The sequence below is a fragment of the Aeromonas sp. 604282 genome (assembly GCF_049170575.1).
Classification (GTDB): Bacteria; Pseudomonadota; Gammaproteobacteria; order Enterobacterales; family Aeromonadaceae; genus Aeromonas; species Aeromonas veronii_A.
In genome coordinates, this window is sequence record NZ_JAAKMV010000006.1 from 65838 (window position 1) to 80603 (window position 14766).

The window sequence follows — 14766 nt, forward strand, 5'->3', positions numbered from 1 at the left end:
GCACGCTAAAATTCTTACTGCTAGGTTACAACCAATTGATTCTATTAGTGTGAATCACACTGTTGAGTAGTTACGTTTTGTAACGGGATGGCGGAAGGTGTTACCTGTAACGGGAGCAAGCTCCCGTTTTTTGGGCGCACTCATGCAGATAAAAAAAGCGAGGCTGGCACCTCGCTTGGTTGGGGATCTCGAGCTTACTGGTGAGTCAGCATGCTGCTCTGGTTGGCGGCAAGGGTGGTTCTGCCCGAGCTCTCCAGCCAGGTTTTGATCCGTTTGGCATCGGCGACCCGATCGTTGGTGGTCTCGGCATTGAGCAGCACCATGATCACCGGTTCGTGATTGACCTTGGTGCCCAGCACCAGACAGCGGCCCGCTTCGCGGATATAGCCGGTCTTGGAGAGGGTGAACTCCCACTGCCCCTCGCGGATCAGCCGGTTGGAGTTGAGGTAGTGCAGCTGGCGCTTGTTGGTACGCACATAGCTCTGCTCGTCGGTGGAGTACTGGCGGATAAGCGGATAGGAGGCTGCTGCTGCGGCGAGCTTGGCCAGATCCTGCGCGGTGGAGACATTGCGCGGGTTGAGCCCGGTGCTGTCGGCGTAGTGGGTATTCCACATCCCCAGCATGCGGGCTTTGGCGTTCATCGCCTCGACAAAGGCACGCTGGCCGCCGGGATAGTGGCGGGCCAGCGCCGAGGCTGCGCGGTTTTCAGAGGACATCAGGGCGATATGGAGCATTTCGGCGCGGCTGAGCTTCGAGCCAATGGCTAGGCGCGATCCGGTTCCCTTGATGCGGTCGATGTCGGCATTGGTCACGGTGAGCATTTCATTGAGGCGCAGGTTGGCATCCAGCACTACCAGCGCCGTCATCAGCTTGGTGAGGGAGGCGATGGGCATTACCCGGTTGCCGTTGCGCTCGGAGATCACCTCGCCGGTTCTGTGGTTGGCCACCACGAAAGCGGCCGAGCTGAGGTTGGGCACATCCCGTCGCTCGAGAAAGCCGCTGCCGCTCTTGCTGCTGGCGGAAAAGGGATTGGCATGGGCACTGTCCATAGTGGCCGGCAACATTACTGCGCCAAGCAACAGAGGAAGGAGGGAACGCATCATCATGATCAGCTCTACCGGACGAAATACAGGGACATCTCGCTAAGTTATATGTCGTGAACTGGCGCTTCACAATCATTCTCACCTTGATATTGATAATTTACGGCGTTGAGCGCGCTCTGACGACGAGGAGAGCGTAAAAATGGTCTCCATGGAGTCTTCTTTTACATTGAAACTATGGGCTGGTTGTGATGGCGAGCGGAAGCAGGCGCTAAAAAAATCGGGACCAGAACAGTCCCGATTGGCATGGAGCATTGCTACCGTTTAGTGGGCATCTTCCTGCTTGATCTTGAAGCGCATGGCGATCACCACGAACAGCAGCGGGCCAATGATGGTCCAGACGCCGGTGGAGATATCGCCGGAGATAAAGGGGGCGACCACGGTAAAGACGTTGCCGAAGGCGACCAGGATCAGGCTGATGATGGTGGCAAGCAGTACCGAGCCCGCGCTCTTGAAGAAGATCAGGTCCTTGCCCAGCGCCGGGTTGTTGCGATAGCGATACCAGGCGTAGATGAGGAACATGTAGGGCAGGGTCATGCCGACGTTGGTCATGGTGATGATCAGCTCATAGAGGGCGGCGGCCCCTTCCGGGTTGATCAGGGTAAAAATGGACTTGGCGGCAATGAACAGACAGACCACCCAGGCTTGCACCTTGAGGGCTTCAATCCGCACGCCATTCTCGTTCTCGCGTTGTAAACGCTCCGGCCAGAAGTAGCTCGGGGTGCCGGTGATGAACTGGCGCAGTGGCGCGTAGGAGAGGGCGATAAAGGCACCCAGATAGCTCAGGAACATGCCCAATCCGGCAAAGCGCATGAATACCTGTCCCAGCCACTCGCCACCGAGATGGCGCCCCAGCTCCAGCATGATGATGAAGAGGGCGGAGAGTGAGGTGATCCCCTCGGCCGGGAAGTCGCTCCATCGCATGATGGAGCCGACCGCCAGAAAGCCTATGATGTAGCAGAGCACGATGAAGGCGCCGGAGAGGAAGATGCCGCGCTTGAGGTCGCGCTCCGGATCTTCCAGCTCGTCAGCCACCCCGGCCATCGCCTCGACCCCGCCGTAGGCGAAGATGGCGAACACCATAAAGCCGAGGAAGGGGATGATGTCGTTGAAAGCGGCATTGGGAGACGCCGTCAGCGATGCCTGGGTGAAGGGCTCCTGCAGGGTCATGCCGCTCACCGCGAAGGTGAAGACGCCACCGACCAGCAGCAACACGTTGAGTGCCACCACGGAGAGACCGCCGATGGCCGCCACCTTGGCGAAGCGGGCGCTACCCAGAGTGATGAGCTTGGTGACGGTGGCAACCAATGCGATGGCAACGACCCCCAGAATAAAGGGGCCGAAGTCGATCTCAGTGCCCAGGGTGACCGGGATGACGGTGATGTCGCGGCCAAACAGCATGAAGGAGAGGGGTACCCACATGGAGAGCGCTTTGCCAAACATCCAGATGACGTAGGAGGCGAACCACATAGTCAGGCCGATAAAGGCGAATCGGGTCGAGACCGAGTGGCGCATCCAGGTAAAGATGCCGCCCGCCTCTTTGCGAAAGCCGGTGCCGAATTCGATCATCATCAAAATGAACGGGATGAAGAAAAACAGACCGCCAATGACGAACATCGGAATGGCGGCATATCCCATTCGGTAAAAACCGATCCCGATATTAGTGACGCCAAATACCGATGTTAATATCATCAATATAAAAGCGCCCAACTTCAGCTTTTTTGCCGACATATTAAAAACTCCCTGATGGTGCTGGATTTAAAATAATCAAAAATTAAACAGACGAAACCGGACCCATTAATAACGCGGTAGCGCCATGCCATCCTGCTGTGGCGGGCGCGATCGGGTCATCTCTGACCGGGCTGGCTTACCCGTCAGGCGGTCAATGAATGTATGGGCGGAGCGGCATGGTCTGTGCCATGCGCGGTATTGGTCAGCGTTGCCGAAAATTAACTGTGAACGATTTTATCATTAATGCTGCTGGGCAGGTAAGTTTCCCGAATGAAGCTGTGGTTGAAATAAACAGACCTGCCAGTTAATTGATACGTTGCGGATGTAAACATTTACGCCCGGGCTGACACTTATTTCCATTATTCGTATTCGGCATATTTGGCGGAGTGAATTACGCCATCCTGCCTGATAAATACGCACCAATGGCGACAGCGCTTATCCTCCCAGCCGGGTCAGCAGCACGCCGCCGGTGATAATGGCCGCCGCCGTCAGCCGCATGCGCCCGAGCGGCTCTTTCAGCAGCCAGACCGAGAGCAGCATGGCAAACAGCACACTGCTTTCGCGCAGAGCCGCGACCACGCCAATGGGGGCTTGGGTCATGGCCCAGATAACAATCCCGTAGGCGAGCAGTGACATGGCACCTCCTGCCATTCCCGCCATCGCATGGCGATGGATCTGGCGCCATGCGTTGCGCCTCTGGTGGACGATCAGTATCAGCAGCATCGCCAGCCCGGTACAGGCAAAGAGCCAGAGGGTGTAGCGTACCGGTTCACCCCCTGCGCGGGCGCCGGCTCCATCCGAGAGGGTATAGGTCGCCGTGAACATGGCTGTGATCAGTGCCGCCCGAACTGCCTTGCTGTCAAGGCGCTGCTGCCCGCCTCGCCAGGCCATCAGCAAGACCCCCATGATCAGCACGCAGGCGCCGATGATGCCGCCGTAACCGGGGTAGTCCCCCAGCAGCAGGGCACTTAACACCATGGCGAGCAGCGGAGCACTGCCACGGGCCAGCGGATAGATCTGGCCAAAATCGCCCTGATTGTAGGCATGGCTGAGAAACAGGCAGTAACCGGTATGGAGCAGGACTGAGAGGCCGAGCCAGGGCAGCTCGGCAGCGGAGGGAAGCCCCATTGGTAGCAGCGCGACGGCGGAGATAAGCCCGGAGAAGAGCGCCACCAGGGACACGCCCACCAGCCGCTCTTCGCCAATTTTGACCAGCGCATTCCAGCTGGCGTGAAGCAGGGCTGCCAGCAAAACGGCAAAAAAGACGGTGGTGCTCATGGGAAAGGGCTCTCGGGCGATGGGGGTCAACAGCATACCCGCCCGGAGCCTGATGGGCCGAGATCTTTATCAAGGCTTCGGCTTTTCGGGGCTCGCCTCCTGCGTGGTGGCGTTACCCAGTTGCCCCAACACCAGTTTGGGATGGGGGTCGGTCTGCAGCGGAATATCCTGCAACTCTGTTCCCTGCTGATGGCGATGGATGATCCCGGCGGCCATCTTGCCCAGCGCCTCGTAGCTGCTGATAGTGCCAACGCTACAGCCGTGCTCTACGAACAGCTCGGCACTACAGATGGTAGGGATGGCAGCTTCGTTGAGTACATTCAGCAGGCGGGGGGCGATGGAGAGCAGATAGCTGTCTGCGGCCAGAAAGACGATGTCGTTTTTGGCATCCTGTTGCAGTCGCTTCAACTCGGTCTCCAGTCGCTTTGGATCTGGTGCAATGCGCCAGGTTGCGACTTGCCACTGGTAACCTTTGGCCGCGTTGATCAGCATGTCGGCCACCAGCAGGGTGTTCTGCTCCCGCGGATTGAATGGGAGCAACAGCCGTTTATTCGATGGAAGGTACTTGCTGGCATTGGCCAGTTGCAGCGCCATGGGTACCATGTTGCTTACTCCGGCGACCATGCTGTTCTGAGTTTTGTCCTCAGAGAGAAAGCCTGCCCCTACAGGATCTGAAACCACGTTGAAGATCATGGGTTTTCGATTGGCTATCAGACTCTTTGCCATGGTGGTGGCCGTGGTACCGAAGGTGTAGATGTAGTCGTACTCCGCCAGTTTCGGCAGCATCTGCTGACGCAGCATGGTCGCCAGCGCAGTGCGATCCTGATCGGCATTGTAGATGGTGATGGTGGTCTGGTAGCCAAGTCGGGTCAGCTCGGCCCGAAAGCCCGCCTCGGCGGCGGTTTCGCCACGCCACAGCACCATGGCGATATTGAGGGCGTGAGCGGGAAGAGCCAGCAGCAACAGCAGGACGAGAAGCAGCCTGACCATGATCATCTCTCCAGCGATACATTTACTGTTGAGCCTAGGTCAGTTTGTGGTTTCTGAGTAACGGCGACGCAAAAGCGCGATGGCAAGCCATCGCGCTTTTGGTATCCGCGACACCTCGATTAGAAGTCGTAACGGGCAGCCAGCTGGAAGTCATCCTGGTTGGCAGTCGCCTTGCCTGCAACGCTGTCCAGATTGTTGATGCGGTATTCGCCAATCACCCGCAGGTTCTTGTTGAATTTGTACTGGGCGCCCAGGGTGTAGTAGTCCACGTTGTCCTTCTTGACGCCAGCCTTGTCCTGCTCCTGCTTGTTCCACAGAGCCATCAGGCCGAAGCCGTTCTCGAAGTTGTAGCCCAGCGCGGCTTCCCAACCGGTGTGATCGGTACCGGTCGCCAGGAAGTCGCTGCCATCGGCATAGCTCAGGGCGGCGTAGGCGGCCTTATTGTCGAACTTGGCAGAGATGAGCCACAGCTTGGCATCTTCTTCACCGCTCTTGTCGCGGATACCCACGTTGTAGGCGGTACCCAGCGACAGGTTGAACGGGAAGGTGTAGGCCACGGCGGCGCCGTAGGCCGCGTCGCTATCCTTGCTGGTAGTCTCTTCGGTGTCACCACCGTCGAACTTGTAGCTGGTGTCGAGCTGGAAGCCATTGAACAGGCCGGAGTATTTCAGTACGGAACCGGCACGGTTAGTGGCGAAGGTGTCGGTCTTGGCTCCCAGCGCTTCGTTGCCGTAGCCGTCGGAGAGGGAGACATCAGTCCAGTCCGCCAGGAAACCCGGGGCACCTTTCTGGCGGCCGAAGGTCACGGTGCCCCAGTCAGCGCCCACACCGGCAAAGGCCAGACGGGTACGCAGGTTGTCGGAGCTCTCGCTGATGGTCTTCTCGCTGTCGTTGATGTACATCTGCACTTCGTACTGGGCCAGCGCCTTCAGACCGCTCTGGATCTGGGTCTCGGCCTTGGCACCGAAGCGGACAAACTGGTTGGCCCCTTGCTTGGCGCTGTAATCCTTGGTGCCATTCGGGTTGGCGGTATCGACGTTTTCTTTCTTGTCGCCGAAGAATTGACCGGCGTAGATGCGTCCATACAGGTCCAGCATGGCGGTATCATTTTTATATACTTCAACGGCTTGTGCCTGGAAGGCGGCAGTCAGAGCCAGTGCCACTACAGTCAGCTTTTTCATCTTAATCCCTTGTGTTGCAAGCTTTTGTTTTGAAGACGGGGCCATCCTAGGGAGGAGGCATGACAGCGGGGTGACAACTGGATGAAGAGTCGATGGCAATTGGGTTGCAATTGGATGAATTGGCTACATTTATGCGCCTGTCAGCTACTTTTGTGCGCAAAGGTTTGCCCTTGTGGTAGAATGCCGCCCGTTTTCGAGCTCCATAGGTTGGATATGCGATGAGACGTGAACTGGCAATCGAGTTTTCCCGAGTGACGGAAGCGGCAGCACTGGCTGGCTACAAGTGGCTCGGACGTGGTGACAAGAATATCGCCGATGGGGCGGCCGTTGCGGCCATGCGCCACATTCTCAACCAGATCGAGATCGATGGTGAGATTGTGATCGGCGAAGGTGAAATTGATGAAGCGCCGATGCTTTACATCGGCGAGAAGGTCGGTACCGGACACGGAGACGGCGTCGATATCGCGGTCGATCCCATCGAGGGTACCCGCATGACCGCCATGGGCCAGGCCAATGCGCTGGCCGTGCTGGCGGTGGGCGACAAGGGCTCCTTCCTGAAAGCGCCTGACATGTACATGGAAAAGCTGATCGTCGGTCCCAAAGCCAAAGGCGCCATCGACCTGGATCAGGCTCTCGAGCTCAACCTGAAGTCTGTGGCCAAGGCGCTGGGCAAGCCGCTCTCCCGCCTGACCGTCATTACCCTGGCCAAGCCGCGTCATGACAAGGCAATCAAGGAGATGCAGGGTCTGGGCGTGCGGGTGTTCGCCATTCCTGATGGTGACGTTGCCGCCTCCATCCTCACCTGTCTACCGGACAGCGAAGTCGACATGCTGTATGGCATCGGCGGCGCTCCGGAAGGGGTGATCTCCGCTGCGGTGATCCGCGCGCTGGATGGCGACATGCAAGCTCGTCTGGTGCCGCGCCACCGCGTCAAGGGTGACAGCCCGGAAGTGCGTGAGCTGGGCGAGCAGGAAATTGCCCGCTGCGAAGCACTCGGCATCGACGTCAACAAGGTGCTCAAGCTGGAAGACATGGCGAAGAATGACAACGTCATCTTCTCCGCCACCGGCATCACCAAGGGTGACCTGCTGGATGGCATCACCAGCGATGGCGTGATGGCGACCACCGAGACTCTGCTGATCCGTGGTAAATCCCGTACCATCCGCCGTATCAAGTCGATCCATTATCTGGAGCGCAAAGACAGCGTGGTTCGCGACATCATCCTGTGATGATGGCTCTGCCCGCCATGCGGTAGTGAATCAAGCCCGATCGCCTCGCGGTCGGGCTTTTTGCTGCCTTCCCTCTACGTTTGTGGGCTTGCCTGGGCTATGGTGGCAGAGAGTCCGACAGTGCAGGTTGATCCTGTGACAGGAGTGGGTTGTATGGAGTGTCGTTCCGGTTGCGGTGCCTGTTGCATCGCTCCCAGTATCAGCAGTGCCATCCCCGGCATGCCCGATGGCAAACCGGCTGGTGTCCCCTGCATCCAGCTTGATGCACGCCTTGGCTGCAAGATCTTCGGTCAACCGGAGCGGCCGGCGGTGTGCGGCGGTTTTCGCCCCATGATGGATGTGTGCGGCAGCCATCGCGCCGAGGCTATCTGGCTGATCGGCGAGCTGGAACGGCTCACCACCTGACGAGGGCAGGGCGAAGAGATAAAAAAGAGGCCGCATCATGCGGCCTCTCACGTTTCTGTTCGCCGGGGATCAGATCCCCGCCAGCTCCAGCGCCTGACGGTAGTACTCGTTGGCCTTGTTGGTAAGGCGACGCTTGTCCATCACCTGACCGAGGGCGTGGTAGGCGGCGGCGCTCGGCGCCCGCGCCACCTCCTGCTCCAGCAGCTTCTGGGCATCGTCCAGTTGACCTGCCAGCAGATAAAGCTGGGCCAGTGCGGTGTCCACCTCCGGCTGCCCCTGCTGTTTTTGCAGCAGCGCCAAGAGCGGCTGGTAGCTGTCGAGTTTCAGCTTGGGCAGGCGAGCCAGCAGCTGCGGCATCGGCTGTTTGCGCAGCGCCTCCTGCCACAGGGTGGCGGCTTCGCCGTCGGCGCCCAGCTGGCGCAGCAGATCGCCGTAGCAGGCCAGCAGTTCCGGCTCAAGGCGCAGTTTGCGCGGCAGGTCCTGCCATACCGCCTTGAGGGTTTCGAGGCTGCCGGCAGCCTGTTGCAGGCGGCCACACCAGGCCTGTTGCAGCAGATCTTCTTCCTGTTTCGTGGTCAGCTTGCCCACCTTGTGCAGTGCCGGTATCAGGTCGCACAGGGCGCTCCAGTCCTGACGGGCCAGATGCACCTGACGCAGCTGATCCAGCACCATGGGATGGCGCGGGTTGAGGGCGTAGACCGACTCCAGCATCGCCAGCGCGGTATCGTACTGGCCCTGCTCGATCTGCAGCTGGGTCTGGGTCAGAGTGAGCGCCAGCTCGGCCTTGGGGTTCTCCTCCTGTGCTTTTTGCAGGTATTGATCCCGGCGGGCGTCGTCACCACGGGCCTGTGCCGCCTTGGCGGCACTCAGGTAGTTGAGCAGCGGGGTGTCGCTGTTGCTGGCCCCCTTGATCATCAGCTTTTCAGCCTGACTGTAGTGCCCTTCGGCCATTGCCAGAGTGGCGGCGACGGTCTGTTGATTGGCCTTGCGGCGGCGGCGCGAGCCGTACCAGCCGAGGGTCTTGCGGCGCAGGCCGAATACCCGACCCAGCAGCCACTCGACGATCAGCAGGGCGCCGTAGAACAGCACGGCCAGGATCACCGCGCTGGTGACGGAAGATTCGATGGTGTAATTGCCAAGAGCAATCAGCACATAGCCCTTGTTACCGGAGGCTTGCGGGCCAAAGATCAGCCCTGCGACCATAACGGCAACCAGAATGATTATACGGATCATGGTGCCCTCCTCAGCTGCTGGCCAGAATGCGTTGCAGGCGTTCGGTCAGCACCTGCTCCAGCATCGCCTGGGTCTTGAACTGGGCCGGATAGTCGATCTGGATCTGCTCACCCTTGAGCTTGTCGATCTCGCCCTGCATGTAGCGGGTGGCGCTGTTGTCGGTGTCGAAATACTGGGTCAGCCAGCGTTGGGCCTTGTCCAGGCTGTCTTCGTAGAGCGCCTGCTGCTCGCGATAGACGGAGAGCTGGGCCTGCAACAGCTTGGTCTTGAGGTTTTCACGCAGGAAGATCTCCTGCTGCGGCGAGAGCAGTGCCTCGACCGCGCCATCGCGGCGACGGATGGTGACGAAGTTCTCGGTGAACTTGACCCAGTTCTTCTTCAGGTTGCTCTCCCACTCGTCTGGATTGGTGCTGACCGCTTGATCCGGCTCGGCCTTGGCTTCCGGCATGCTGACGGTGGAGAGGGGCAGCAGCTCGATCTGGTCGGACAGCGCCGCCAGCTTGAGGGTCAGCCCCTCGCGGTCGATGCGCGGCATCCCCTTGAGCTTGGCGATATCTTCGGCCAGCGCTTTGCGGATCGGCATCAGGCTGGGGTCGTTGAGGGCGGCGATGCGCTCGTCAGCGTTGCCGAGCAGGGTGATGGCGGAGACGAGGTCATGCTCCAGCCACAGTTTGCGGCCCGCCATCCGTACCAGATACTCGGATTCGGCCAGCATCCAGTCGTTGGGGCGCTTGTCATTCAGATCCAGTACCCGATTCTGCAGGCCCTGCATCTCCCCCTGCAACCGCTGCTGGGTTTGATCCAGTGCGGCCAGCTGCTCGGCATCCTTGCTGCTGGTCTGGTCGATCTTGCTCAGGGCGCTCGCCAGCTGCTGCTTGAGCTGGGTCAGTTCGGCCTGCTGGGCCACGGCATTCTTGTGACCGTGCAGATAGAGGCCGCCGGTCAGGCCAAGGGCCAGCAGGATGGCAACCCCTCCCAGTACGGCACCGGAGCGGCTCTTGCTGCCATTGACCGCAGCGGTCGGCTGGGGTTTGACCTGGGATTCTTGTTGTTCTGTCATTCCATCTTCCTCAGTTCCAGTGCGGCCGTCAGGGCCTGGTTGGATGCACCTTGGGCAATCGTGATATGGATAAAGCCCGCTGCGCTGGCCATCTCGGCCACGCGCGGGCTGGGGACCACCAGCAGGCGGTCAAAAAGCCAGGGCCGCTGGTGGTCGGGAACCAGCTCCAGCAGCCGTTGCAGCAGTTCACCACTGGTAATGAGCAGGCTGTCCAGCCCCGCTGCCTGCCAGTAGTGGGTCAATCTGTCCCCGTCTAGCTCGGGGTAGTGGCGCTCATAGGCCGCACAATAGTGCACCAGAGCACCGCGTGAGGCCAGCGTGCTGGCGATGAGATCCCGCCCGCCATTGCTGCGCAGGATCAGCACCCGTTTGCCTGCTACCTGCTGCAGGGCGGGCAGGGCCAGCAGCCCTTCGCTGCGCGGGTCATCCGGGCTGCTTGCCGTGATGCCGATGGCGGCAAACGCATCTGCACTGGCCTGACCCACCGCAAAGTACTCAATATGTGGCCAGGTCTGACCAGTTTGCAACAGAAAATCGTGTGCAAAATGAACGGCATGGATGCTGACGGCGATGACCACGTCGGCACTTCGCAGCAGGTCGGGCAGGAGAGGGAGTTCGCTGCCCGCCACGGTTTCCAGCAGCGGGCAGCAGAGTGGTGCATGGCCGTGCTGGCGCAGCAACTGCACCAGCTCGGCGGCCTGAATGGCCGGACGCACCACCAGCGGGGTCATGCGCGGTAGACCTCGGCGAGGATCTCGTCGGCACCGGCGGCCAGCAGGCGCTGGGCCAGTTGTTCGCCGAGGGCCTCACCATCGGCCAGCGGACCGCGGATCTCGTCACGGATCACCTGGTTGCCATCGGGACTGCCCACCAGACCGCGCAGCCAGATCTGCTCGCCTTCGACTAGTGCGTAAGCACCGATGGGGACCTGACATCCCCCTTGCAGAGCGCGGTTCATGGCGCGCTCGGTCAGCACCCTGGCGCGGGTCTCGGCGTGCTCCAGCGGCGCCAGCAGAGCGTGCAGCTCAGTATCGTCGAGGCGGCATTCGATGCCGACGGCGCCTTGACCGTTGGCGGGCAGGCTCTGTTCCGGCTCGATAAAAGCGGTGATGCGATGCGCCATCTCCAGTCGTTTCAGACCGGCGGCGGCGAGGATGATGGCGTCGTACTCACCGGCATCCAGCTTGGCGAGGCGAGTGTTGACGTTGCCGCGCAGGTCGCGGATCACCAGATCCGGGCGGGCGGCGCGCAGCTGGCACTGGCGGCGCAGGCTCGAGGTGCCGACCACGGCCCCTTGCGGCAGTTCGGCAATGGTTTTGAAGCGGTTGGAGACAAAGGCGTCGCGGGGATCTTCCCGCTCGCAGATAGTGTGCAGACCGAGCCCCTCGGGGAACTCCACCGGCACGTCTTTCATGGAGTGAACGGCGATATCGGCCCGTCCTTCCAGCATGGCGGTCTCCAGCTCCTTGACGAACAACCCCTTGCCACCGACCTTGGCCAACGGGGTATCGAGGATCTTGTCACCCTGAGTGCTCATGGGTACCAGTTCGACCTGCAACTGTGGGTGCAGGGCTTCGAGCCGGTCTTTGACAAAGTTGGCCTGCCACAGGGCCAGCGGGCTCTTGCGAGTGGCAATTTTCAGGGTTCGGGCTGCCATATCAATCAGTTGTTTCATTTTTAGAAGGAAATCGATATTACCACCCTTTGCCCGGGCTTTCATGGCAGAGCCCGCAAAAGCGGGGGCAAGCTCAAAAATGCATGCTGAAAATGATTTTCATTAAGCAATTGCTATTGATTAATTCATTGAATATATTGAAATTTAATGATTTCCCCTGATACTTGATGTGGTCATACCAGAAATAATCTGGCGTTTAGCTGTAGGCTTGTTTACCACCGCTGTTTGCATTGTTAACATGATCACACTTTTTTGACGTATCCCCCTTTTGGTGCGTCATTTTCACCTAGGTGATAGGCAGGGCATTGCAGGAACACATCGATACGCTGGTTGCGCGTTATGACGACATTACCCGTCTCAAGACGCAACGGGCGTTAGGCCTCATGAGTCGCTATGGGCAGCAGGTATTCCAACTGCTGCCTGTCATGCTGCACTTCAATCACCCCCTGCTGCCCGGTTATGTCTCCGGCGATGTCCCTCATGGCATCTGGAGCTTCAGCGCCACCGCCGAGCAGCAAGCCTTTATCGATGACCTTTGTCGCAATGCCAACTGTCAGAGTGGTCTGGCAACCCATGATCGGGCCATTCAGGGGCTCTATTCCATGGGCAGCACCTCCTCCATCGGCCAGTGCTGTCATTCCGATCTCGATATCTGGGTCTGCCACGTGGCCGGTTTGTCGCAAGAGCGGCTCGCCTTGCTGGAACAGAAGTGCCGGATGCTCTCCAAGTGGGCGGAGCAGCGCGGGGTCGATCTCAATTTCTTCCTGATCCCCGAAGACAAGTTTCGCCAGACCAACGATGCCGAGATGCAGGGAGAGAGCTGTGGCAGCGCCCAGCATCTGCTGCTGCTTGACGAGTTCTACCGCAGTGCCATGCGCATCGCCGGTAAGCGACTCATCTGGTATCTGGTTCCTGTCGAGTGTGATGATCACTACGACGACTATGTGAACGGGTTGTTTGAGAGTGGCAAGCTCAAACAGGATGATTGGCTTGATCTCGGCAGTTTTGACCGTATTCCGGCGGAGGAGTATTTCGGCTCTGCCCTGTGGCAGCTCTACAAGGGGATCGACTCTCCCTATAAGGCGGTGCTCAAGTCTGTGTTGATGGAGGCTTACTCCCACGAGTACCCCAACACCCGTTTGCTCTCGATGATCAGCCGTGACTGGTTTCAGCACAACGAGGGGATGCACTACCGGCTCGACAACTACTGCCTGATGCTGGACAAGGTCACCAACTACCTCAAGTCCATCGGCGATATGGCGCGACTCGATCTGGTGCGCCGCTGCTTCTACCTCAAGGTGTGCGACGGCCTCAGTCATCCCAAGGATGATCACTCCCCCGAGTGGCGCCGCGAGCAGATGAGCCAGCTGGTCTCCTACTGGGGTTGGAGCCAGGACAAGCTGTACCACCTCGATCACCGCCACGAGTGGAAGGTCGAGGAGGTGAAGATCGCCCATGCCGAGTTGCTGGAGGCTCTGATGCAGAGCTACCGCAATCTGATCCAGTTCGCCCGTCGCAACAACATCAGCGAGTCGATCAACCCGGAAGATATCGGCATCCTGTCGCGCAAACTCTATGCCGCATTCGAGAGCCTGCCAGGCAAGGTGCAGAGGGTGAACCTCAAGATCGCACCGGATCTGAGCGAGCCTGATCTCAGCTTCGTGCAGGTGCCGCACGGTCGCCTCAACCGTGCCGGCTGGTATCTCTACAAACATTCGCTGGAGCCGGTGGACATCATTGGCCGGGCGCCGCTCGAGTTCAACGGTTACATCAGCAAGCTGGTCTCCTGGGCCTACTTCAACGATCTGCTGACCCCCCAGTCGCGGGTGCACCTGTTCAATCAGGGCTCGGATCTGCACATCGACAATCTGCACCAGTTCTGTCGCGATCTCTCCGGCTGCTTCCCCGAGAAGTACCCGCTTGCCACCAACCTGGCTCTCAGCCGCCCGTGCGAGATCCGCCAGCTCTCCATCTTCCTCAATCTGGAGATGGACCCGACCAGCCATTGGGTCGGTCAGGTGATCGAGTTCGACGCCAACACCGTGGATGTTTTCTCGTTCGGTCGCAATCAGGAGTGTCTGGTTGGCTCGGTGGATCTGGTCTACCGCAACTCCTGGAGCGAGATCCGCACCCTGCACTTCCAGGGGGATGAAGCTGTGGTCGATGCCCTCACCACCATCCTAGGCAAGATGCATCAGGATGCCGCCGCCCCCGAGATGATCGAGGTGTTCTGCTATAGCCAGCACTTCCGTTCTCTGGTGCGCTCCCGCTTCCAGACCCTGGTGGCGGAGTGTATCGATCTGCGCCTGGCCCGCGACAAGCAGCAGCTGGTCAAGACCATGGCGCTCGGCCGTGAAAAGTACGGCATCTTCTTCGAGCGGCGCGGGGTGTCGGTGAAGAAGCTGGAAAACGCCATCGATTTTTACCGCCACATCTCCCACAACAAGCTGGATCATCTGCCGCTGCGGCTCGACAAGACCCACAGCCAGCATCTGCCGAGCATCGTCGATGCCTACGCCAGCGAAGGGCTGGTGCAGTTCTTCTTCGATACCCGTGATGCGGGCACCAACATCTATATCCTCGATGAGGCGAACCGAGTGGAGATCTACCAGCACTTTGCCGGCAACAAGGATGAGCTGGTGGCGGGGGTCAACCGCTTCTATACCTCCAATCACGAGCGGTTCAGCGATGATGGGCAGTTCATCAACTTCAACCTGCCCCAGTACTACGAGATAGTACAGGTGAATGGCGAGCTGGATGTGATCCCCTATCGCAGTCAGGGCTCCCTGCGCGAACAGGTGCCGCCCGCTCGAGAAGTGGGCTGACCCGTCAGTTGGAATCGCTATAAAAAACGGCCTGCAGATGCAGGCCGTTTGCTTTACCG

At 59.5% G+C, this 14766-nt stretch carries 12 protein-coding genes; 3 read left to right on the forward strand and 9 right to left on the reverse strand.

The annotated features are described in order from the left end of the window. Positions 1 to 194: 194 nt before the first annotated feature. The 5 genes from pbpG to G5367_RS09270 form a co-directional block, all read right to left on the reverse strand. On the reverse strand, positions 195 to 1106 hold the full coding sequence (pbpG, locus tag G5367_RS09250) for a D-alanyl-D-alanine endopeptidase (RefSeq protein WP_421212204.1): 912 nt from the start codon (positions 1104 to 1106) through the stop codon (positions 195 to 197). A gap of 258 nt (positions 1107 to 1364) precedes the next feature. Continuing rightward, positions 1365 to 2831, reverse strand: coding sequence for a glutamate/gamma-aminobutyrate family transporter YjeM (yjeM, locus tag G5367_RS09255; RefSeq protein WP_421212205.1), 1467 nt, complete (start codon positions 2829 to 2831; stop codon positions 1365 to 1367). Between the two features lie 435 nt (positions 2832 to 3266). Then, on the reverse strand, positions 3267 to 4145 hold the full coding sequence (locus G5367_RS09260) for an EamA family transporter (RefSeq protein WP_421244881.1): 879 nt from the start codon (positions 4143 to 4145) through the stop codon (positions 3267 to 3269). Positions 4146 to 4178: 33 nt separating this feature from the next. Continuing rightward, complete coding sequence (locus G5367_RS09265) at positions 4179 to 5099, reverse strand: ABC transporter substrate-binding protein (protein ID WP_421212207.1); 921 nt, start codon at positions 5097 to 5099, stop codon at positions 4179 to 4181. A gap of 119 nt (positions 5100 to 5218) precedes the next feature. Next, the gene (locus tag G5367_RS09270) at positions 5219 to 6280 is read right to left on the reverse strand and encodes a porin (RefSeq protein ID WP_421244880.1); all 1062 of its coding nucleotides are present in this window, start codon (positions 6278 to 6280) and stop codon (positions 5219 to 5221) included. A gap of 218 nt (positions 6281 to 6498) precedes the next feature. Between G5367_RS09270 and glpX the strand changes: the two genes are divergently transcribed. Both glpX and G5367_RS09280 read left to right on the forward strand, forming a co-directional pair. Continuing rightward, a complete protein-coding gene (gene glpX / locus G5367_RS09275) occupies positions 6499 to 7509 on the forward strand; it encodes a class II fructose-bisphosphatase (RefSeq protein ID WP_005342808.1) in 1011 nt (336 codons plus the stop codon). A 153-nt stretch (positions 7510 to 7662) separates the two neighbouring features. Further along, complete coding sequence (locus tag G5367_RS09280) at positions 7663 to 7914, forward strand: YkgJ family cysteine cluster protein (protein ID WP_182926403.1); 252 nt, start codon at positions 7663 to 7665, stop codon at positions 7912 to 7914. Between the two features lie 69 nt (positions 7915 to 7983). Here G5367_RS09280 and G5367_RS09285 read toward each other — a convergent pair whose 3' ends face one another. From G5367_RS09285 to hemC, 4 genes are read right to left on the reverse strand one after another with little or no spacing between them, the layout of a single operon-like run. Next, on the reverse strand, positions 7984 to 9147 hold the full coding sequence (locus G5367_RS09285) for a heme biosynthesis HemY N-terminal domain-containing protein (protein ID WP_421244879.1): 1164 nt from the start codon (positions 9145 to 9147) through the stop codon (positions 7984 to 7986). Between the two features lie 10 nt (positions 9148 to 9157). Continuing rightward, positions 9158 to 10207, reverse strand: coding sequence for a uroporphyrinogen-III C-methyltransferase (locus G5367_RS09290; RefSeq protein WP_421244878.1), 1050 nt, complete (start codon positions 10205 to 10207; stop codon positions 9158 to 9160). Continuing rightward, positions 10204 to 10938: a uroporphyrinogen-III synthase gene (locus G5367_RS09295; RefSeq protein ID WP_421244877.1), complete on the reverse strand. Its 735-nt coding sequence runs from the start codon at positions 10936 to 10938 to the stop codon at positions 10204 to 10206. Before G5367_RS09295 ends, G5367_RS09290 begins: the two co-directional genes overlap by 4 nt. Then, positions 10935 to 11864, reverse strand: a complete 930-nt coding sequence (hemC, locus tag G5367_RS09300) for a hydroxymethylbilane synthase (protein WP_216980241.1) — start codon at positions 11862 to 11864, stop codon at positions 10935 to 10937. The genes G5367_RS09295 and hemC overlap by 4 nt, the downstream gene beginning before the upstream one ends. 323 nt (positions 11865 to 12187) lie before the next feature. Here hemC and G5367_RS09305 point away from each other — a divergent pair, with 323 nt between their 5' ends. Then, complete coding sequence (locus tag G5367_RS09305; RefSeq protein WP_337073093.1) at positions 12188 to 14707, forward strand: class I adenylate cyclase; 2520 nt, start codon at positions 12188 to 12190, stop codon at positions 14705 to 14707. Positions 14708 to 14766: the final 59 nt, after the last annotated feature.